This window comes from Variovorax nivicola, assembly GCF_051216475.1.
Classification (GTDB): domain Bacteria; phylum Pseudomonadota; class Gammaproteobacteria; order Burkholderiales; family Burkholderiaceae_C; genus Variovorax.
Genome location: NZ_JBPJZK010000010.1, coordinates 190203 through 207761 on the forward strand (window position 1 = coordinate 190203; position 17559 = coordinate 207761).

Consider the following 17559-nt stretch of genomic DNA (forward strand, 5'->3'; position numbering starts at 1 on the left):
TCGAGGGCTCAGGACTCGGCCTTGAAGCCCGAGTTCTTGATCGGCATTTCCCAGCGCTTGAGATGCGCTGCCTGGATGGCCGCCAACTCGCTCGGCCCGGCATGCGCAGGCACAAGCCCCAGCGAATAGATCTTCTCCTGCACATCGGGCATGCGCAGCGCATCGGCCACGGCCTTGTCGATCCGTGCGACCACTTCGGGCGACATCCCCGGCGGGCCATAGAGGCCGAAGAACGCATCGGCCGTCACGTTGATGCCCGCCTCCTTCAGCGTCGGCACGTCGGGCAGCGCGCGACTGCGATGCTCGCCCGTCACCGCGAGGATTCGGACCTTGCCGGCGCGGTGGTGTTCGATGGTTTCCGAAGCCGTGTCGACCATCAGCGGCACCTGCCCGCCGATCAGGTCTTGTGCCGCCGGCGCGCCGCCGCGGTAGGCCACGTGCGTCATCGGCACGCCGGCCGCCTGGGCGATCAGTTGTCCGGCGAAGTGCGGCACCGTGCCCGCCCCCGAGGTGGCGTAGTTGGCCTTGGCCGGGTTGGCCTTCATCCACGCCAGCACCGTCTTCAGGTCGCCGGCGGGCGCACCGGGGCCGGCCGTTACCGCGAAGTCGAAGGTGCTGCCGAGCGCGATCGGCGTGAAGTCCTTCGCCGGGTCGTAGCCGAGGTTCGGATACAGCCACGGGTGGATCACCATCGCGCCGCTCGGCGAGAAAACCAGCGTATTGCCGTCCGGCGCCGCGCGCCTGAGTTCGCCCAGCGCGAGCCGACCCGCCGCGCCGGGCTTGTTGTCGATGATGACGTTCTGCCCGAGCGACACGCGCATCTTCTCGGCGAGCACCCGCGCCACCACGTCCGCCGAGCCGCCCGGTGGAAACCCGACCAGGATGCGCACCGTGCGGTCTTGCGCGAACACCAGCGGCGCAGCGGCCGCGATGGCAAAGGCGGCAGCGGACTGCGCTGCGAACTGACGGCGTTTCATGGTCTTGTCTCCTCGGGGCGTTGTTGAAAAAGCAGTGCCGCCCTGCTCAGCGCAGCGCGGCCAGCACCGCGCGGTTCTGCTCGGGCAGGCCGATGCTGATGCGCAGCCACTGCGGCAGGCCGTAGTTGCCGAGCAGCGAAACCTCGATGCCGGCCGCCAGCAAGCGCGCGTGCACGGCCTGCGCGTCGCCGACCTGCACCATGAGGAAATTACCCGAGGAAGAGATGCACTCAAGGCCCAGTTCCTTGAAGCCCGCTGCGAGTTGTTCGCGCCCGGCCGTGTTGAGCTCGTAGGTGCGCGTGAGGAAATCCGCATCGCCCAGCGCCGCCACCGCCGCGGCCTGCGCCGGTGTCGTCACGTTGAAGCGCGGGCGGTGCGCGTTCATGCGCGCCGTGAGCGCCGGCTGCGACACGCCGTAGCCGATGCGCAGCCCGGCCAGACCGAAGGCCTTGGAGAAGGTGCGCGCCACGATCAGGTTGGGCAGGCGCCGCACCCACTCGATGCTGTCGTAGCGCTGCGCGGGCGACAGGTATTCGGTGTAGGCCTCGTCGAGCAGCACCGTCACGTGCGCGGGCACCGATTGCAGAAAGGCCAGCAGCGGCGCGGCATCGATGAAGGTGCCGGTCGGGTTGTTCGGGTTGGCCACGAACACCAGCTTCGTGTCGTCGCCGATGGCAGCGCGCATGGCGCCCAGGTCATGGCCGAAGTCGCGCGAGGGCACGACAGTTGCATGCGCATGGGCCTGCGCGGTGGCCTGCACGTAGACGACGAAGCCGTACTGCGAATAGACGACGCCCTCGCCCGGCTTCAGGCTTACCTGCGCCGCGAGATGGAGGATTTCGCTCGATCCGCTGCCCAGCGTGAGCCAGTCGGCCGGCACGTCGAGCCGGGCGGCCAGCGCGTTCTTCAGCGCGGTGCCGTTGCTGTCGGGGTAGTTGCCGGCGCCTTCGAGCGCGGCGGCGGCCGCGCGACGGGCCGATTCGGGCATGCCGAGGGGGTTTTCGTTGGAGGCCAGGAGGATCATGGAAACGGGTCGGGATTTATTTAAGAAGTTAAATATATCCCGCACCTGCGGTGTTCTTATCAGTGCCTACCCTTTGGGCCCCAGGCCGCTTGCCAGCGATTACCTTCATTTTTGTCACGGATAAATCCCGCTTCCGGCTCTTACTGGCCAGCAAAGTATCGAATAAAGTTCGTCCCAGGATTGCATTTTTCTCAAGGAGAAACCCCATGACCGCCCGCACCACCGCCCACGGACTCCAGGTTGCGACCGAGCTCCACCGCTTCATCGAAGACAAGGTCCTGCCCGCCAGCGGCGTGGCCAGCGATGTCTTCTGGAAGGGCTTCGACGCCATCGTCAGCGACCTCGCCCCGAAGAACATCGCCCTGCTCGCCGAGCGCGACCGCCTGCAGAGCGAGCTCGACGCCTGGCACAAGAAGAACCCCGGCCCGATCGCCGACATGCCGGCCTACCGCTCCTTCCTCGAGAAGATCGGCTATCTGCTGCCACAGCCCAAGGGCACGAAGGCCACCACGGCCAACGTCGACTCCGAACTCGCACTGCAGGCCGGCCCGCAGCTGGTGGTGCCGATCCTGAACGCGCGCTATGCGCTCAATGCCGCCAACGCGCGCTGGGGCTCGCTGTACGACGCGCTCTACGGCACCGACGCGATTCCCGAAACCGGCGGGGCCGAAAAGGGCAAGGGCTACAACCCCGTGCGCGGCGCCAAGGTCATCGAGTTCGCGCGCAACGTGCTCGACCAGGCCGCGCCGCTGGCCAACGGCTCGCACAAGAACGCCACCGGCTACAGCGTGAAGGACGGCAAGCTCGTCGTCGCGCTGCAAAGCAGCAGCACCGGCCTGGCCGATGCCTCGCAGTTCATCGGCTACCAGGGCGATGCCGCCGCGCCGTCGTCGGTGCTGCTCAAGCACAACGGCATTCACCTCGACATTCGCATCGACCGCAGCACACCCATCGGCAAGAGCGACGCGGCCGGCGTGAGCGACCTGGTGCTCGAAGCCGCGCTCTCGACCATCCTCGACCTCGAAGACTCGGTGGCCGTGGTCGATGCGGCCGACAAGGTGGTCGCGTATTCGAACTGGCTCGGCATCGTCGAAGGCACGCTGACGGAAGAAGTCGCCAAGGGCGGCAAGACCTTCACGCGCGGCCTGAACCCCGACCGCGAATACACCGGCGCCGACGGCAAGCCCGTGAAGCTGCATGGCCGCTCGCTCATGTTCCTGCGCAATGTGGGCCACCTGATGACCAACCCGGCCATCCTCTACGCAGGCAGCAAGGAGATTCCCGAAGGCATCCTCGACGCCGTGGTGACCACCACCATCGCCACCATCGACCTGAAGCGCAGGGGCAACTCGCGCACCGGCAGCATCTACATCGTCAAGCCGAAGATGCACGGCCCGGCCGAAGTGGCCTTCGCGAGCGAGCTGTTCGGCCGCGTCGAGCAACTGCTCGGCCTGCCCGCCAACACCGTGAAGCTCGGCATCATGGACGAAGAGCGCCGCACCAGCGTGAACCTGAAGGCCTGCATCGCCGAGGCCGCCGCGCGCGTGGCCTTCATCAACACCGGCTTCCTCGACCGCACCGGCGACGAGATGCACACCGCCATGCAGGGCGGCCCGATGATCCGCAAGGGCGACATGAAGTCCAGCGCGTGGATCGGCGCCTACGAAAAGAACAACGTGCTGGTCGGCCTGTCGAGCGGCCTGCGCGGCAAGGCGCAGATCGGCAAGGGCATGTGGGCCATGCCCGACCTGATGGCCGCCATGCTCGAGCAGAAGATCGGCCACCCCAAGGCCGGTGCCAATACCGCCTGGGTGCCCTCGCCCACCGCCGCCACGCTGCATGCGCTGCACTACCACCAGGTCAGCGTGACCGCGGTGCAGCAGGAGCTGGAAAAGATCGACGCCCAATCTGACCCAGTGATCGAGCGCGACAACATCCTCAACGCGCTGCTGCAGGTGCCGATCGCTGCCGACGCCAGGTGGACTGCCGAAGAGCGCCAGCAGGAAATCGACAACAACGTGCAGGGCATCCTCGGCTACGTGGTGCGCTGGATCGACCAGGGCGTGGGCTGCTCGAAGGTGCCCGACATCCACAACGTCGGCCTGATGGAAGACCGCGCCACGCTGCGCATCTCCAGCCAGCACATCGCCAACTGGCTGCTGCACGGCGTGGTGACCAAGGCGCAGGTCGACGAGACCTTCCAGCGCATGGCCAAGGTGGTCGACGAGCAGAACGCGGGCGATGCGCTGTACCAGCCGATGGCCGGCAACTTCACGACCTCGTCGGCCTACAAGGCGGCGCAGGACCTGGTGTTCAAGGGCATCGAGCAGCCGAGCGGGTATACCGAGCCGCTGCTGCATGCGTGGCGGTTGAAGGTGAAGGACGAGGCCTGACAGCTCGATCAGGCAAGGCCGCGAAGCCATACGAACGGCACCTTCGGGTGCCGCGTTTTTCATGCGCCCGGCTTGGCCTTCTTCCTGGAGGCCGTCTTGAGTGGCGTCGCCATGGACAACTGCCGGATTTCACGGCGCAACTCCCGCTCGAGTTCTTGCTCGGTTGGCAGGTGCAACTGGTAGCGGCTGGCGAAGATATTGCGCTCCTGCTGCTCGCCCAAGGTGTACTTCACCACGGCGTCGTTCTTGTCCGGGCAGAGGATCACACCCAGCGTCGGGTTGTCGCCTTCGGTGCGGCGCTCGCGGTCGTAGTAGTTCACGTAGAACTGGATCTGGCCGAGGTCGCCATGGGTCAGCTTGCCAACCTTGAGATCGATGAGCACATAGCACTTGAGCACCGCGTGATAAAAGACCAGGTCGATGTAGAAATGATCGCCATCGATGGTGATGCGCTCTTGGCGCGACACAAATGCAAAGCCCTTGCCCAGCTCGAGCAGGAAGGTTTGCAGGTTGTCGATGAGCGCCTGCTCCAGTTTGGACTCGACCAGCCTCGGTGACTCCGGCAGGCCGAGGAACTCGATGACCACCGGGTCTTTCAAGGCATCGAGCGGCTGCATCACCTCCTGGCCGTGTGTTGCCAATCGCATCAGCCCCTTCTTGTCCTTGCTCTTGGCCAGGCGGTCGTACAGCAGGCTGGCCGTCTGGCGCTGCAGTTCACGCACAGACCACGCGCTTCGGATCGCTTCGATCTCGTAGAAGGCACGCGCTTGCGGCCGCGTCACACGCAAGAGATGACGGTAGTGACTCCATGAAAGAGACGGGTGCAGCGATCCGGGGCGCCAGTCCGTGTCGCCATTGGATTTCCGAGACGGTGTCTCGGAACTGGCCTGAAGAGGTAACGCCGGCGGTGCGGTCGATTTCCGAGACGCCGTCTCGGAAATCAGTTGCGGATAGTCCAGATAGAACTGCCTGAACGCTTCGAGGTTGTCCACGGAATAGCCGCGACCGAACTCCGCGTTCAGCCGCATCGACAGATCGGCGAGCAGCTTGGCGCCATAGCCCGCCCGGCGCTGCCCTCGCTGCTCTTCCTCGACGATCTCACGTCCGATCAACCAGTTGGCTGCGACTTGTGTCGTGTTGACCGTACGTGCCACGCCGGCACGCGCGGCATCCAGGATCTCGCGCACACGGCTGAAAAGCGGCTGTGCAGCCTTTGCGCGCTCCAGCTTTGCTGTGCGGGTACTGGAAGAGGTGGAGGGCGTTGGCAATGCGAGGCTCTCAAGGGTTGTTCGGAAATTATGGGGGCACCTGTCGTGCGCGGTCGAATGCGCACAAGGCGTCGCCACCGCGACCACGCGCGCTCGACGATCAATTAGCATCCAGGTCGCCCCATCCTTCCTGGTCTCTCGTCCCATGAACCCGAACGCGGCATCCAAGCCCGCGGAGCACCCCGGCAACCCCGGCCCCGGCTCACGCCTTTCCCGTTTTTCCCGCTGGTCCACCTCGACCGCCGCGATGCTGGTCGCCCTTGCCACCGCCTTCGCCCTGAGCCAGGCCTTCCGCACCGTCGGCGCCATGATGGCCACGCCGCTCAGCGGCTACTTCGGCCTGACGCCGCAGCAACTCGGCATGTGGGCGGGCACCTTTCACTTCATGTTCGGGATCATGCAGCTCGCGATGGGCGTGTCGATCGACATGTTCGGCGTACGCCGCACGGTGCTGACGGCCTTTCCCCTGGCCGTCGCGGGCGCCGCGCTGTGCGCGGTAGCGCCGAACTTTCACGCACTGCTGCTCGGGCAGGCGCTGATCGGCGTCGGCTGCGCGCCTGCGTTCCTGGCCTGCACGGTGTTCATCGCGCGGCATTTCGATGCCTCGCGCTTCACCGCGATGTCGGGGCTGGTGATGAGCATGGCCGGGCTGGGCATCCTGTTCACCGGCACGCCGCTGGCCTTGCTGATCGAGGCTGCGTCTTGGCGCGCCGGCTACGCAGTGCTGGCCGCGTTCGCCGTGCTCTCGTGGCTGGTCATTTTCTGGCGCGTGCGCGAGCCCGCTGTGCGTGCGAGCCTGCAGCCCGAACCGGCCGAGCGCCAGTCGCTGCGCAAGGCCGTGCGCGAACTGCTGCCGCTGTTCGCGATGCCCCATACGTTGGGGCTGGTGTGCTTCGCCTGCGTGTCGTATGCGGCCTTCATCACGCTGCGTGGCCTGTGGCTCGGCCCGGTGCTGCACGACCGCCACGGCCTCTCGCTGGTGTCCAGCGGCAACGTCGCACTGGTGATGACCGTCGCCGGCATGATCAGCCCGATGCTGTTCGGCCGCATGGACCCGGGCGGCGCGCGGCGCACGCGCTGGATGATGGGTTGCGCGTTCGCCGGTGCGCTGATGTTCGGCGCGATGGCGCTCACGCATTCGCGCATGGTGGACATCGGCCTGCCCATCATCTACGGCCTGCTCTCCGGCTATAGCGTGCTGCAGTACGCGTACACCAAGAACGCCTACCCGGCGGCCATGACGGGGCGTGCGATGGCGCTGATGAACATGGCCATGTTCCTCGGCGTCTCGCTGATGCAATGGACGACCGGCGTGGCCGCATCGTGGGCTGTGGCGCATGAGGTCGAGCCGTACCGCGCGGTGTTCCTCACGGTGGCGGGCATGCTGGCACTGGGCACGCTCGCGTTCCTGCTGCTGCCGCGGGCGCCAGCGGCCGTGCGGCCTAGCGCTTGATCGCGAGCATCAGCACGCCGCCCGCGATCATCGCGACGCCGGCCCATTCGCGGCCGGAAGGGCGCTCGCCGAGGAACATCACGGCGAAGAGCACCACCAGCACGACGCTGAGCTTGTCCACCGGCGCGACGCGTGAGGCGTCGCCCACCTTGAGCGCGCGGAAGTAGCAGACCCACGACGCGCCCGTCGCGAGCCCCGAGAGCACGAGGAACAGCCAGGTGCGCGGAGACAGTTCCAGCGGGTTCGTCCACTTGCCCGTGGCACGCACGAAGGCCGCGAGCACGACAAGGATCACCACGGTGCGCACCAGCGTGGCCATGTCGGAGTCGACGCCGGCAAGGCCTAGCTTGGCGAGGATGGCCGTCAATGCGGCGAAGACGGCCGACAGGGCGGCCCAGACGAACCAGTTGGAGGCGGTGATGCTCATGGTGCTTTCTTTCGTGGGCAACGATGTAGCCTCCATCATCGCGCTGATCAGGCGCCGGCTCGACAGCGGGAACGCAAGGCCTCAGCCTGCCTTGCAGAAACGCTCCCGCACCTCCTGCTGGCTAAGCCTGCGCATGGCGGCGGCATACACGTGATCCCTTCCATACATCGCGCGGTGGTTGGCCGAACCGAAAGCCGGCCGCTCGCAACCACCGCTGCGGGTGACCGGGCAGCGGCGCAGCACGTCATAGTACGTCACCTCGAGCACCGTCCGCCGTACCTGCGGCAGCGGCGCGAGGGTGACCTCGAACCAGCAGCCGTCGACGCGATGCCATTGCGTGTCCCTGTCGATCACGTGGAAGTTCGCGTATGGCCTTTCGGCCTCATGCCTGTTCCTTGCGGCACGCTGCGCTTCCCTTCGGGCCTCGCCTGCCTCTCGTAGGCGCCGGTTGGGCAGCAGGATGCCGGTGGCCGGATGCACGAAGAGTTCCACATGCGAGGCTTCTCTCAGTGGCACGCGACCACCGCGCGCCCACCAGGACGAACTCACCCACACCTCGCCATCGCGCAACACGGCCCTGCGCTCCACGAAGTCGTCGATGTGCTCGAAGATGTGTGCCTGCACCGTGCTGCGGCGATCGATGCCGCTGCAGAGTTCGGCGTACACCTTGTCCCACGGCCGGTGCACCTGCTTGTGCAGCCAGCGCTTGAGCGGCGCGAGGTTTTCGTTGAGTCGCTTCGTATGGTGGTAGCCGCGCTTCATGCCCAGATGCGCCCCGGCCTCCTTGCTGTTGCGCCAGGCGCGCCCATCGCCCTGCCAGCTGCCGCCGCGGCGCGGCCGCTCGACGATGACCTTGTCCATGTCTTCACGCATCGTCAGTCCTCCCGATGCTGCGCGCAGCCTTCTGCAGCGCCACCTTCTGCGCACGCCGCTCGGCGCGGTGCGTGCGCAGATGGCGTCCCGCGCCCTGGCTCGATTCACCGCGCGCCATCGCGGCCACCACTGGATTGCGAGGTGCCGCAGTCGGCACCGAAAAATAAAACCGGCCCAGACGCTTGTCGTCGTCGCGGGCCTTTCGTTGAGCACTCATGTGCACACACTCCGAAAAACAAAAAGGCCCCGGCGAATGGCTGCGCGGGGCCTTTGTCGATGGGCCTCGGCGGATGCGTGGATGCACGTCCGGCCGGGGCGGTCGGTGTGCGGGTCAGGTGTTCAGGAAACGGTTCATTGAATTGGTTTGTCGCCCGGGAGGTTGGTCGTCGCCAGGCGCGGTGAAAAGAAACTGTTGCTGAAAAACGAAGGGCGGATTCTGTCGAGCGCGCTCGTGATGTGCAAGCGCCGCATGCGCTGTTGTGGCGCAAAGCCGACGCGATGACGCCGCGTGAATCCAGTTGCGCGGCCGCGCCGTATTCGACTCAAGCGCATCGCGCCTCCGAGCTGCTGGCGGTTTCCGCAGAGAACTTCAAGAACCATTCTTTCCAGGAGCCTTCAATGAAAAAACTCATGATTGCAGTCGGCGTCTCGGTCCTGCTCGGCGCTTGCGCGGGCGGCATGGGCGGCAGCAGCGGCGCCATGTCGTCGACGAACCCGATGGTCGGCGGTGCCGCGATGTACCCGACGAAGGACATCGTCGACAACGCCGTGAATTCGAAGGACCACACGACGCTGGTCGCTGCCGTGAAGGCCGCGGACCTTGTCGGCACGCTGAAGAGCCCCGGCCCGTTCACCGTGTTCGCACCGACCAACGCGGCCTTTGCCGCGCTGCCGGCCGGCACGGTCGACACGCTGCTCAAGCCAGAGAACAAGCCCACGCTGACCAAGGTGCTGACCTACCACGTGGTGCCCGGCAGGATGGACGGCCCGGCGCTCATGAGCGCCATCAACGCAGGCGGCGGCAAGGCCACGCTGAAGACCGCGAGCGGCGGCACGCTGACCGCGACGATGAGCGGCAGCAACGTGATGGTGACCGACGCCAAGGGCGGCACGGCGATGGTGACCATCGCCAATGTCTACCAGTCGAACGGCGTGATTCACGTCGTCAACAAGGTGCTGCTGCCGGGTTGATCGTCAGTCAGCTTCGCTGCGCGGCCTCGGCTTCGTCGCGCAGCCACTGCGCGAAGTCCTGCGCGTCGCGGTTGCCCGCGGCGCGCCTGGACATCTCGATGAAATAGCCGCGGTGCGACGCGGCGCCCTCGCCGAGCGGCGCCACGAGCCGGCCGTCGCGCACCAGTTCGCTCAACAGCGGCAACCGGCCGATCACCACGCCCTGCCCCGCCACTGCGGCGGCCACAGCGTCGGCGTACTGCGTGAAGCGCAGCGTGCTCTTCATGCGCAGGTCTTCCAGCCCCATCACCTTGAGCCAGGGTTCCCAGTCAGCGGTCGGGGCTTCGCTGTGGTCGGGGTATTCCACGGTCAGCAGCGTGAGCTTGGAGAAATCCGACAGCTGGCACAGCGACGCGGCGAGTTGCGGCGAACACAACGGGATCACCGACTCCTCGAACAGCGCCGGTCCGATGCCGCGGCCAATGGGCACGAAGCGCACCGCCAGATCGATGCGGCTGCTTTCCAGGTCGAGCACATCGAGCGTGGCCGACACGCGCACGTCGACCTGCGGATGGCTGCCGGTGAAGCGCGCCAGTTTCGGAATGAGCCAGATCGACGCGAAGCCCGGCGTGGTGGTGATCGCCACCTGGCGCGGCGCAGAGCTCGCTCGCACCCGCGCCGTGGCGTCGCGCAGCCGCTCCAGGCTGTCGGTAACGGCCCGCTGCAGCACGCCGCCGGCCTCGGTGAGCGCCAGCGCGCGGTGGCGGCGCTCGAACAGCAGAACGCCCAGATTGGCTTCGAGCTGCTGGATCTGCCGGCTCACTGCTGATTGCGTCAGGTGCAGTTCGCCAGCCGCCAGCGTGAAGCTCAGCCGGCGCGCGGCCGCCTCGAAACTGCGCAGAAGTTCGAGCGGCGGCAGCTCGCCACTCATGGCGCCGGGGGCTTTCACATTCTCTGGGTGCATGCAACGAGTTCCGAATGACCGTGTGCAAAGGGGAGGTCGGCTCACTATATTCATTCGTATCACGAATGCAATGGAGCTTGCCATGAGCACCTCTTCTTCCAACACCTCCCGCTTCCACGTCAATCTGCCGAAACGTTCCGTCTTCACCGTGCCCGACGGCGCGGGCGTGGGCATCGAATGCCGCAGCGGCTCGGTGTGGGTCACGCTCGACCGCGATACGCGCGACATCGTGCTGGAGCCCGGCGATCGCTTCGAGAGCACCGACCACAGGCGCGTGCTGGTGTCGGCGCTGGAGTCGTCGTGCATCACGGTGTCGGACGCACGGCCGGCCGCGATGCCGTTGCCCGCGAGTTCGCGCGCATGGTCGCCTTGGCGACTTCTGCCCCACGGGTTGTCCCCGGCTTGACCGGGCTCCATGGGCGCCGAACCATCGATGCCCATGAGCACCGACGCACCGACACAACCCTTCATCCTCCATGAACTGGCCGACGGCATCGCGACGCTGACGCTGAACCTGCCCGCCAAGCTCAACCCGATCGCGCACGGCCTGCAGGTCGAGTTGCGCGACGCACTGGAGCGCATCCGCGACGACCGCTCGGTGTGCGCCGTGATCCTCACGGGCGCCGGCAAGGCCTTCTGCGTGGGCGCCGACCTGAGCGCGATGGCGCCGGGCGAAAAAGACAAGTCGCTCGGCACGCAGACCGCCGAGTGGATGCAGGAGCTCAGCAACCCGCTGATCGAAACGCTGCGCAGCTTGCCGGTGCCAGTAGTTGCCGCAGTCAATGGCCCGGCAGCCGGTGCCGGAGTGGGCCTGGCACTGGCTGCCGACGTGACCATCGCCGCACGCAGCGCCTACTTCTACCTGCCCTTCCTGCCGAAGCTCGGCATAGTGCCCGACCTGGGTTGCACCTGGGTCATTCCGCGCCGCGCCGGCCGGGCGCGCGCGATGGGCATGGCCCTGCTCGACGAGCGCGTGGGCGCGGGGCGCGCGGTGCAATGGGGCCTGATCTGGGCCTGCGTGGACGACGAGCAGCTGATGGAAGAAGCCAAGAGCATCGCGCGGCGCCTCGCCCGCCTGCCGGCGCATGCCGTGCTCGAAGCGCGCGAAGCCTTCGAGGCCTCCGAGCACCACACGCTGAAGGAACAGCTGCACTACGAGAGCGAGCGCCAACGCGAGCTGATCGACCGCCCCAGCTTCCGCGAAGGCGTGAGCGCCTTCCTGCAGAAGCGGCCACCGGTCTTCGAGAGCCGCTGACATCCTGACACGCTGACACTGGCGCCTGCCAGGGGGCTGCGGGACAATGCCGCGCATGCCCATCCTCAACGCCTTCTACGCCCAGTCGGGCGGCGTCACCTCGGTCATCAACGCATCGGCCTGCGGCGTGATCGAGACGGTACGCCGACACCCGGACTGCATCGGCAAGCTCTACGCCGGGCGCAACGGCATCATCGGCGCGCTGACCGAGGAGCTGATCGACACCGGCGCCGAATCGGCAGAGGCAATCGCCGCGCTGCGCACCACGCCTTCGGGCGCCTTCGGTTCGTGCCGCTACAAGCTCAAGTCGCTGGAGAAGAACCGGCGCGAGTACGAGCGGCTGATCGAGGTGTTCAAGGCGCACGGCATCGGCTACTTCTTCTACAACGGCGGCGGCGACTCGGCCGACACCTGCTTCAAGGTGAGCCAGCTGTCGCAGTCGATGGGCTATGCGCTGCAGGCCATCCACGTGCCCAAGACCATCGACAACGACCTGCCGCTGACCGATTGCTGCCCGGGCTTCGGCTCGGTCGCGAAGTACGTGGCGGTGTCGACCATCGAGGCTTCGTTCGACGTGCGCTCGATGGCCGCCACTTCGACCAAGGTGTTCGTGCTCGAAGTAATGGGCCGTCACGCAGGCTGGATCGCCGCGGCGGGCGGCCTGGCTGCGGACCAGGGCATTCCGGTGGTGGTGCTGTTCCCGGAGGTCGAGTTCGACAAGGCGCGCTTCATCGCGCGTGTCGATGAACTGGTGAAGCAGCACGGCTACTGCTCGGTGGTGGTGTCCGAAGGCTGCCATCACCCCGACGGCACATTCCTCGCGGAGCAGGGCACGCGCGACGCCTTCGGCCATGCGCAGCTCGGCGGCGCGGCGCCGGTGGTGGCGCAGATGGTCAAGGAAGCGCTGGGCCATAAGTTCCATTGGGCGGTGGCCGACTACCTGCAGCGCGCGGCGCGCCACATCGCCTCTGCCACCGACGTGAAGCAGGCCTACGAACTGGGCCAGCGCGCGGTGGAGCTCGCGCTCGAAGGCCGCAACGCGGTGATGCCGACCATCGAACGAACCTCTGACGTGCCGTATGCCTATCGCCTCGGCAGCGCGCCGCTCGAGTCCGTCGCCAACGTCGAGAAGCCAATGCCGCGCGATTTCATTTCGGACGACGGCTACGGCATTACCGAGAAGTGCCGTCGCTATCTGCTGCCGCTGATCGAGGGCGAGGACTACCCGGCCTACAGCGGCGGGCTGCCGGTGTACGTGACGCTGCAGAACGTGGCCGTGCCGAAGAAGCTGCCGGCCTTCGAAATCGCATGACCACTCTGGCGGCAGTCCCTGGCCTGATCGACGCCACGCGCTGTCCGCTGTGCGGCGAGCCGAACCGCTGCGCGATGGAAATCGAACGAGAAACGGGGCAAACGCAGCCGCCCTGCTGGTGCATGCAGGTCGACTTCAGCAGGGCGCCGCTCACGAACCTGCCGGAAGACATGCGCGGGCTGGCGTGCATCTGCATGCGCTGCGCGACGGGCGCGCCGCCGCCTCAGGGCTGACCGGGGTTCTGCGACTGAGATTGCGACTGCGCCTGTGATTGCATCTGCTCGGGTGCAGAGTCAGCCACATCGCCAGCCACCACCATCGTCGGCGCATCGCCCGGCCGCTGCTGCGTGATCACGCGGTGAATGAACTGCAGCTTGCCCACCGCCACGCGCGGCAGCACGAAGGGGTAGTAGTCGGGCTGCCCCATGCTGCGCGACAACTCGTTGAGCACGTTGGTGAGTAGCACCCAGCCGTTGATGAAATCGAGGAACTTGCCGGCATCGGGATCTTCAGGCTGCCACAGGTCGTCGGGGGTGAACAGGTCGCTCGTGAGTTCGACGGTGGTCGCGTCGACGCCGAAGCTCATGGCTGTGTCTGCGGTGTCGGCCATGTGCAGGTAGTGAGCCCAGGTCTCGGCCCAGTCTTCCCACGGGTGCGTGCTTGCGTAGCTGCTCACGAAGCGGTCGGCCCAGTCGGGTGGCGGGCCCTGCTCGTAGTGCGTCTGCAGCGCGGCGGCGTAGTCGGCGCGCTCGTCGCCGAAGAGCGCGCGGAAGTCGTCGATCCACGGCGTGGGCAGCACCAGCAGGTCCCAGTAGTAGTGGCCGATCTCGTGGCGGAAGTGGCCGAGCAGCGTGCGGTAGGGCTCGCGCATCTCGGCGCGGATGCGTTCGCGCACGGCGTCTTCGGCTTCTTCTGCGTTGAGGGTGATCACGCCGTGCTCGTGGCCCGTCATCACGTGCGGACCGCCCGGCATGTTGCTGAGAAAGTCGAAGGCCAGCCCGTGCACCGGGTCGGCATGGCGGCTCACCACGGGCAGGCCGAGCGCAAGCAACTGCGAGATGAGCCGGCGCTTGGCGGTTTCGAGCTTGCGCCAGAAGCCGCCGTTGCTCTCCACCGAGAGATCGGGAATGGTGCGCGTGACGCTGCAGGCCAGGCAGTAGCCCGGCGCAAGGCCTTGGGTGTCGACGGGCAGCTGTTTGCCGTCGCGCGCGGCGGGCACCATCCAGCTGCAGGCGGCGGGTGTCATGAGGTTCGCGCAGCGGCGGTAGGTGTTGCCGTGCTGGTCGCCGAACACGGTGAAGGTGTCGGGCTGAGCGCCCTCGCCCACTGCGGGTGCCAGCGGCATGACGCCAAGCCGGTCGATCACGTAGCCCAGCGGGGTATGACAGGCCAGGCATTCGCTGTTGCGCAGGAAGACGGGGCGGCCGCACTGGCAGCGGTAGGCGCGGCTGACGGTCGGCGCGGCCAGTTCGGCCGCGAGTGTGGGCGCGCCTTCGGGCTCGTTGAAGACCGGCTGGGCATTGGCTTGTTCGTCGGGTGAAGAGTCCATGTTCTTGTCTTGATCTTCTTGACGCGGAGGGGACAGCGGATGCATTGTGCGGCCGCCCCGCACAGTCCCGGCCGTGCAAAGACCGATATGCTTGTAGGACGACGGACCCCGAGACATTCCGCCGCCCCATGACCTCCCCACAGACTCCCGAAGCCGCGATTGCGCCGGCCCCGCCTTCCATCGGCTCGCTGCGCGAGCGCTATGGCGAACGCTACCGCTGGTACCTGCTGCTGTCGGTGATGGTGGGGACGATGGCGTCGATCATGTCGTCGACCATCGTCAACGTTGCGATCCCGGGCATGAGCCATCACTTCTCGCTCGGCCAGGAGCGCGCGCAGTGGGTGAGCTCGGGCTTCATGGTGGCGATGACGGTGTCGATGCTCACCACGCCGTGGCTGCTGTCGCGCTACGGCTACCGGCGCACGTACGTGGGCACGATGCTGTTGCTGCTGGTGGGCGGCATCGTGGGCGGCGTGGCCAACAACTTCTCGCTGGTGCTGTTCGCGCGGGTGGCCGAAGGGCTGGCCGCCGGGGTTGTGCAGCCCATCCCGGCCATCATCATCCTGCGGGCCTTCGAGCCGCACGAGCAGGGGCGCGCGAGCGGCATCTTCGGCATGGGCGTGGTGCTGGCGCCGGCCATCGGGCCGAGCATCGGCGGGGTGCTGGTCGACCTGTTCGGCTGGCGCTCGATCTTCTTCATGGTGGTGCCGTTCTGCCTGGCCTCGCTCTGGCTGGCCTACAAGTTCGTGCCCAAGACCGCGCCCGGCGGCGTGGCCGCGGTGCGCGGCAGCGGGCTCGACGCGCGCGGGCTGGCGCTGGGCACGGTCGGCACGCTGTGCCTGCTGAACGGGCTGGTCGCGCTGCGCGGCGATTCGCCGCTGCAGGCGGGCCTGCTGCTGGTGGGCGCGCTGGTGGCGTTCGGTGTGTTCGTGTGGTGGCAGCGGCGGCTCGCGGCCTCGGGCGGCACGCCGCTGATGAACCTGGCGCTGTTCCAGTACCGGCAGTTCGCGATGGGCAGCGTGGTCGCCTTCATCTACGGTACGGCGCTGTTCGGCTCCACGTATCTGCTGCCGGTGTACATGCAGGTGGGGCTGCACCTTTCCGCATCGCACGTGGGCACCATCCTGCTGCCGGCGGGCATCGTGCTGGCACTGACCATCGCCGGCGTGGGCCGGCTGGCCGACAAGCATCCGACCTGGGTGCTGGTGACGATCGGGCTCGTGCTGCTGGCGGCCTCGTTCGCGCTGATGATGCTGCTGCGGCTCGACAGCGCGCTGTGGCTGCTGGTGGCCTTCGCGATCATCGGGCGCATCGGGCTGGGCTTCATCCTGCCCTCGCTCAACCTGGGCTCGATGCGGCCGCTGGCCAAGCCGCTGATCCCGCAGGGCGCGAGCGCCATCAACTTCGTGCGCATGCTGGGCGGCGCGGCCGGCGTGAGCCTGTGCGCCATCGTGCTCGAGTGGCGGCTGGCGGCGCACGGCGATTCGCTGGCCAATCCGATGAGCAGCCCGGCGCGGCTGGCGGCGTTCGACGAAGTGTTCGCAATGCTGGCCGGGCTCTGCGCGCTGGCGGTTTGTGCGGCCTGGCAGTTGCGCCAAGGGCCTATGGAGCCGAAAGGGCCGACGCGCAACACGGGGTAAACCCCGGCGGTGGAGAGTGACAGTTTCGCATTCAATTGTTATCAGTTGTATCAATAGCGAAATGGTCCCATGCAGCGCAGAAATTTCATTGCCGCCTCGGCTGCGGCCGTGGCCGGGTTTGGCCATCTTTCGTCCGCCCATGCCGCCGAGAACGGCGTCACCGACGGTGAAATCGTCCTCGGCCACACCGGCATCCTGAGCGGCCCGCTCGGCGTGCCGGTCAAGGTCGTGATGGCCGGGGCCGGGCTGGCCTTCGATGCGGTCAATGCGCAGGGCGGGCTGTCGGGCCGCAAGATCAGGCTGGTTTCGCTCGACGACGAACTGAAGCCCGAGAAGGCCGTTGCCAACTACGAAAAGCTGCTGGCGGAGCATCGCGTCTTCGCCTTCTTCGGCTGTGTAGGCTCGGCGACCACGGCCGCAGGGGCCAAGGTGCTGAACCAGAGCGGCGCGCCAACGGTGGGCGGCTATGCGGTGTCAGACTCGGCCCGCGAGAAGGTCGGCGCCGCCGGCTACTTCGTGCGCGCCACCTTCGCGCGCGAAGCCCAGGCACTGGTGCAGCACCTGACGACCATCGGCGTCTCGCGCATCGCAGTGGCCTACCTCGACAACCCGGGCGGCGCGGAAGTCGCCAAGCTGGTCGAAGCCGCGCTGGACACGCTGAAGCTGAAGCCGGAGGCCGCGGTGGCGGTCAAGGGCGACGGCACGACCAACGAGGCGGCCGGCAAGACGCTGGCCGACAGCAAGGCGCAGGCCGTGGTCATGTACCTGGGTGGCGGCATCGGCGGCGAAGTGATGAAGGCGGCCTGGGCCGCGGGCGGACGCCAGATGTACTACGGCATGTCGATCGTGCCGGGCGACGTCACGGCCAAGCTGGTGGGCGACAAGACCAGCGGGCTGGCCATTTCGCAGATCGTGCCGTACCCGTGGAGCGAAGTCGACACCACCGCACGCGAGTTCCGCCAGCTGGCTGAACGCGCCAAGGTGGACATGGGTTACCTGGCCTATGAGGGCTATGTGAATGCACTCGTGATGCTCGAGGGCCTGCGCCGCACCGGCCGCGAACTGACGCGCGCCAAGCTGCATGCCACGCTGAAGGCGATGAAGCTGCGCGTCGGCGGCATGGAGATCGATTTCACCGGAGCCAGCAACACGGGTTCGCGCTTCATCGAGATGGTCCGCGTCACGAAGGAAGGCAAATTCATCCGCTAGCGGCAGTTTGACGGTCGAGTAAGCGGCGCGGCGGGCAAAGCGGGC

Annotated in this window: 17 protein-coding genes; 9 read left to right on the top strand and 8 right to left on the bottom strand. The window is 67.1% G+C overall.

Translation table 11 applies throughout. The features are described from left to right. Window positions 1-8: 8 nt before the first annotated feature. Both ACSFBF_RS30480 and hisC read right to left on the bottom strand, forming a co-directional pair. A complete protein-coding gene (locus ACSFBF_RS30480; protein ID WP_435473553.1) occupies window positions 9-977 on the bottom strand; it encodes a Bug family tripartite tricarboxylate transporter substrate binding protein in 969 nt (322 codons plus the stop codon). 46 nt (window positions 978-1023) lie between these two features. Then, the gene (hisC, locus tag ACSFBF_RS30485; RefSeq protein ID WP_435473555.1) at window positions 1024-2001 is read right to left on the bottom strand and encodes a histidinol-phosphate transaminase; all 978 of its coding nucleotides are present in this window, start codon (window positions 1999-2001) and stop codon (window positions 1024-1026) included. Between the two features lie 206 nt (window positions 2002-2207). Between hisC and ACSFBF_RS30490 the strand changes: the two genes are divergently transcribed. After that, the gene (locus ACSFBF_RS30490) at window positions 2208-4394 is read left to right on the top strand and encodes a malate synthase G (RefSeq protein ID WP_435473557.1); all 2187 of its coding nucleotides are present in this window, start codon (window positions 2208-2210) and stop codon (window positions 4392-4394) included. A 59-nt stretch (window positions 4395-4453) separates the two neighbouring features. Here ACSFBF_RS30490 and ACSFBF_RS30495 read toward each other — a convergent pair whose 3' ends face one another. Beyond that, window positions 4454-5662 carry a PDDEXK nuclease domain-containing protein gene (locus ACSFBF_RS30495; protein WP_435473558.1) on the bottom strand — a complete coding sequence of 403 codons (1209 nt, stop codon included), beginning with the start codon at window positions 5660-5662 and terminating at the stop codon, window positions 4454-4456. 145 nt (window positions 5663-5807) lie between these two features. On the opposite strand from ACSFBF_RS30495, the gene ACSFBF_RS30500 reads away from it, so the two are divergent. Further along, the gene (locus ACSFBF_RS30500; RefSeq protein WP_435473560.1) at window positions 5808-7115 is read left to right on the top strand and encodes an MFS transporter; all 1308 of its coding nucleotides are present in this window, start codon (window positions 5808-5810) and stop codon (window positions 7113-7115) included. On the opposite strand, the gene ACSFBF_RS30505 is transcribed toward ACSFBF_RS30500, so the two are convergent. From ACSFBF_RS30505 to ACSFBF_RS30515, 3 genes are all read right to left on the bottom strand, one after another. Then, entirely contained in the window at window positions 7105-7542 is a 438-nt protein-coding gene (locus ACSFBF_RS30505; protein ID WP_435473562.1) for an EamA family transporter, read from the bottom strand. The two genes, ACSFBF_RS30500 and ACSFBF_RS30505, sit on opposite strands and share 11 nt — an antisense overlap. 81 nt (window positions 7543-7623) lie before the next feature. Continuing rightward, a complete protein-coding gene (locus ACSFBF_RS30510) occupies window positions 7624-8415 on the bottom strand; it encodes a hypothetical protein (RefSeq protein WP_435473564.1) in 792 nt (263 codons plus the stop codon). Further along, a complete protein-coding gene (locus ACSFBF_RS30515; protein WP_435473566.1) occupies window positions 8408-8632 on the bottom strand; it encodes a hypothetical protein in 225 nt (74 codons plus the stop codon). The genes ACSFBF_RS30510 and ACSFBF_RS30515 overlap by 8 nt, the downstream gene beginning before the upstream one ends. A 401-nt stretch (window positions 8633-9033) precedes the next feature. Between ACSFBF_RS30515 and ACSFBF_RS30520 the strand changes: the two genes are divergently transcribed. Next, on the top strand, window positions 9034-9606 hold the full coding sequence (locus ACSFBF_RS30520; protein WP_435473568.1) for a fasciclin domain-containing protein: 573 nt from the start codon (window positions 9034-9036) through the stop codon (window positions 9604-9606). A 7-nt stretch (window positions 9607-9613) separates the two neighbouring features. On the opposite strand, the gene ACSFBF_RS30525 is transcribed toward ACSFBF_RS30520, so the two are convergent. Then, the gene (locus ACSFBF_RS30525; RefSeq protein ID WP_435473570.1) at window positions 9614-10549 is read right to left on the bottom strand and encodes a LysR substrate-binding domain-containing protein; all 936 of its coding nucleotides are present in this window, start codon (window positions 10547-10549) and stop codon (window positions 9614-9616) included. An 82-nt stretch (window positions 10550-10631) separates the two neighbouring features. Between ACSFBF_RS30525 and ACSFBF_RS30530 the strand changes: the two genes are divergently transcribed. From ACSFBF_RS30530 to ACSFBF_RS30545, 4 genes are read left to right on the top strand one after another with little or no spacing between them, the layout of a single operon-like run. After that, a complete protein-coding gene (locus ACSFBF_RS30530) occupies window positions 10632-10955 on the top strand; it encodes a DUF2917 domain-containing protein (protein WP_435473572.1) in 324 nt (107 codons plus the stop codon). Between the two features lie 33 nt (window positions 10956-10988). Next, window positions 10989-11804 carry an enoyl-CoA hydratase-related protein gene (locus ACSFBF_RS30535; protein ID WP_435473574.1) on the top strand — a complete coding sequence of 272 codons (816 nt, stop codon included), beginning with the start codon at window positions 10989-10991 and terminating at the stop codon, window positions 11802-11804. 55 nt (window positions 11805-11859) lie between these two features. After that, on the top strand, window positions 11860-13116 hold the full coding sequence (locus tag ACSFBF_RS30540; RefSeq protein WP_435473576.1) for a 6-phosphofructokinase: 1257 nt from the start codon (window positions 11860-11862) through the stop codon (window positions 13114-13116). After that, the gene (locus ACSFBF_RS30545; RefSeq protein WP_435473578.1) at window positions 13113-13349 is read left to right on the top strand and encodes a cysteine-rich CWC family protein; all 237 of its coding nucleotides are present in this window, start codon (window positions 13113-13115) and stop codon (window positions 13347-13349) included. Before ACSFBF_RS30540 ends, ACSFBF_RS30545 begins: the two co-directional genes overlap by 4 nt. Here ACSFBF_RS30545 and ACSFBF_RS30550 read toward each other — a convergent pair. After that, window positions 13340-14665 carry a zinc-binding metallopeptidase family protein gene (locus ACSFBF_RS30550; protein ID WP_435473580.1) on the bottom strand — a complete coding sequence of 442 codons (1326 nt, stop codon included), beginning with the start codon at window positions 14663-14665 and terminating at the stop codon, window positions 13340-13342. The genes ACSFBF_RS30545 and ACSFBF_RS30550 overlap by 10 nt on opposite strands. Before the next feature lie 128 nt (window positions 14666-14793). Between ACSFBF_RS30550 and ACSFBF_RS30555 the strand changes: the two genes are divergently transcribed. Next, complete coding sequence (locus tag ACSFBF_RS30555; RefSeq protein WP_435473582.1) at window positions 14794-16305, top strand: DHA2 family efflux MFS transporter permease subunit; 1512 nt, start codon at window positions 14794-14796, stop codon at window positions 16303-16305. 69 nt (window positions 16306-16374) lie between these two features. Continuing rightward, window positions 16375-17514: an ABC transporter substrate-binding protein gene (locus ACSFBF_RS30560; protein WP_435473584.1), complete on the top strand. Its 1140-nt coding sequence runs from the start codon at window positions 16375-16377 to the stop codon at window positions 17512-17514. Window positions 17515-17559: the final 45 nt, after the last annotated feature.

Bases quoted from the DNA above. Each gene is read 5' to 3' on its own strand.
- ACSFBF_RS30480 (WP_435473553.1), bottom strand. From the start codon at position 977: ATGAAACGCCGTCAGTTCGCAGCGCAGTCCGCTGCCGCCTTTGCCATC.
- hisC (WP_435473555.1), bottom strand. From the start codon at position 2,001: ATGATCCTCCTGGCCTCCAACGAAAACCCCCTCGGCATGCCCGAATCG.
- ACSFBF_RS30490 (WP_435473557.1), top strand. From the start codon at position 2,208: ATGACCGCCCGCACCACCGCCCACGGACTCCAGGTTGCGACCGAGCTC.
- ACSFBF_RS30500 (WP_435473560.1), top strand. From the start codon at position 5,808: ATGAACCCGAACGCGGCATCCAAGCCCGCGGAGCACCCCGGCAACCCC.
- ACSFBF_RS30505 (WP_435473562.1), bottom strand. From the start codon at position 7,542: ATGAGCATCACCGCCTCCAACTGGTTCGTCTGGGCCGCCCTGTCGGCC.
- ACSFBF_RS30510 (WP_435473564.1), bottom strand. From the start codon at position 8,415: ATGCGTGAAGACATGGACAAGGTCATCGTCGAGCGGCCGCGCCGCGGC.
- ACSFBF_RS30515 (WP_435473566.1), bottom strand. From the start codon at position 8,632: ATGAGTGCTCAACGAAAGGCCCGCGACGACGACAAGCGTCTGGGCCGG.
- ACSFBF_RS30520 (WP_435473568.1), top strand. From the start codon at position 9,034: ATGAAAAAACTCATGATTGCAGTCGGCGTCTCGGTCCTGCTCGGCGCT.
- ACSFBF_RS30525 (WP_435473570.1), bottom strand. From the start codon at position 10,549: ATGCACCCAGAGAATGTGAAAGCCCCCGGCGCCATGAGTGGCGAGCTG.
- ACSFBF_RS30530 (WP_435473572.1), top strand. From the start codon at position 10,632: ATGAGCACCTCTTCTTCCAACACCTCCCGCTTCCACGTCAATCTGCCG.
- ACSFBF_RS30535 (WP_435473574.1), top strand. From the start codon at position 10,989: ATGAGCACCGACGCACCGACACAACCCTTCATCCTCCATGAACTGGCC.
- ACSFBF_RS30540 (WP_435473576.1), top strand. From the start codon at position 11,860: ATGCCCATCCTCAACGCCTTCTACGCCCAGTCGGGCGGCGTCACCTCG.
- ACSFBF_RS30545 (WP_435473578.1), top strand. From the start codon at position 13,113: ATGACCACTCTGGCGGCAGTCCCTGGCCTGATCGACGCCACGCGCTGT.
- ACSFBF_RS30550 (WP_435473580.1), bottom strand. From the start codon at position 14,665: ATGGACTCTTCACCCGACGAACAAGCCAATGCCCAGCCGGTCTTCAAC.
- ACSFBF_RS30555 (WP_435473582.1), top strand. From the start codon at position 14,794: ATGACCTCCCCACAGACTCCCGAAGCCGCGATTGCGCCGGCCCCGCCT.
- ACSFBF_RS30560 (WP_435473584.1), top strand. From the start codon at position 16,375: ATGCAGCGCAGAAATTTCATTGCCGCCTCGGCTGCGGCCGTGGCCGGG.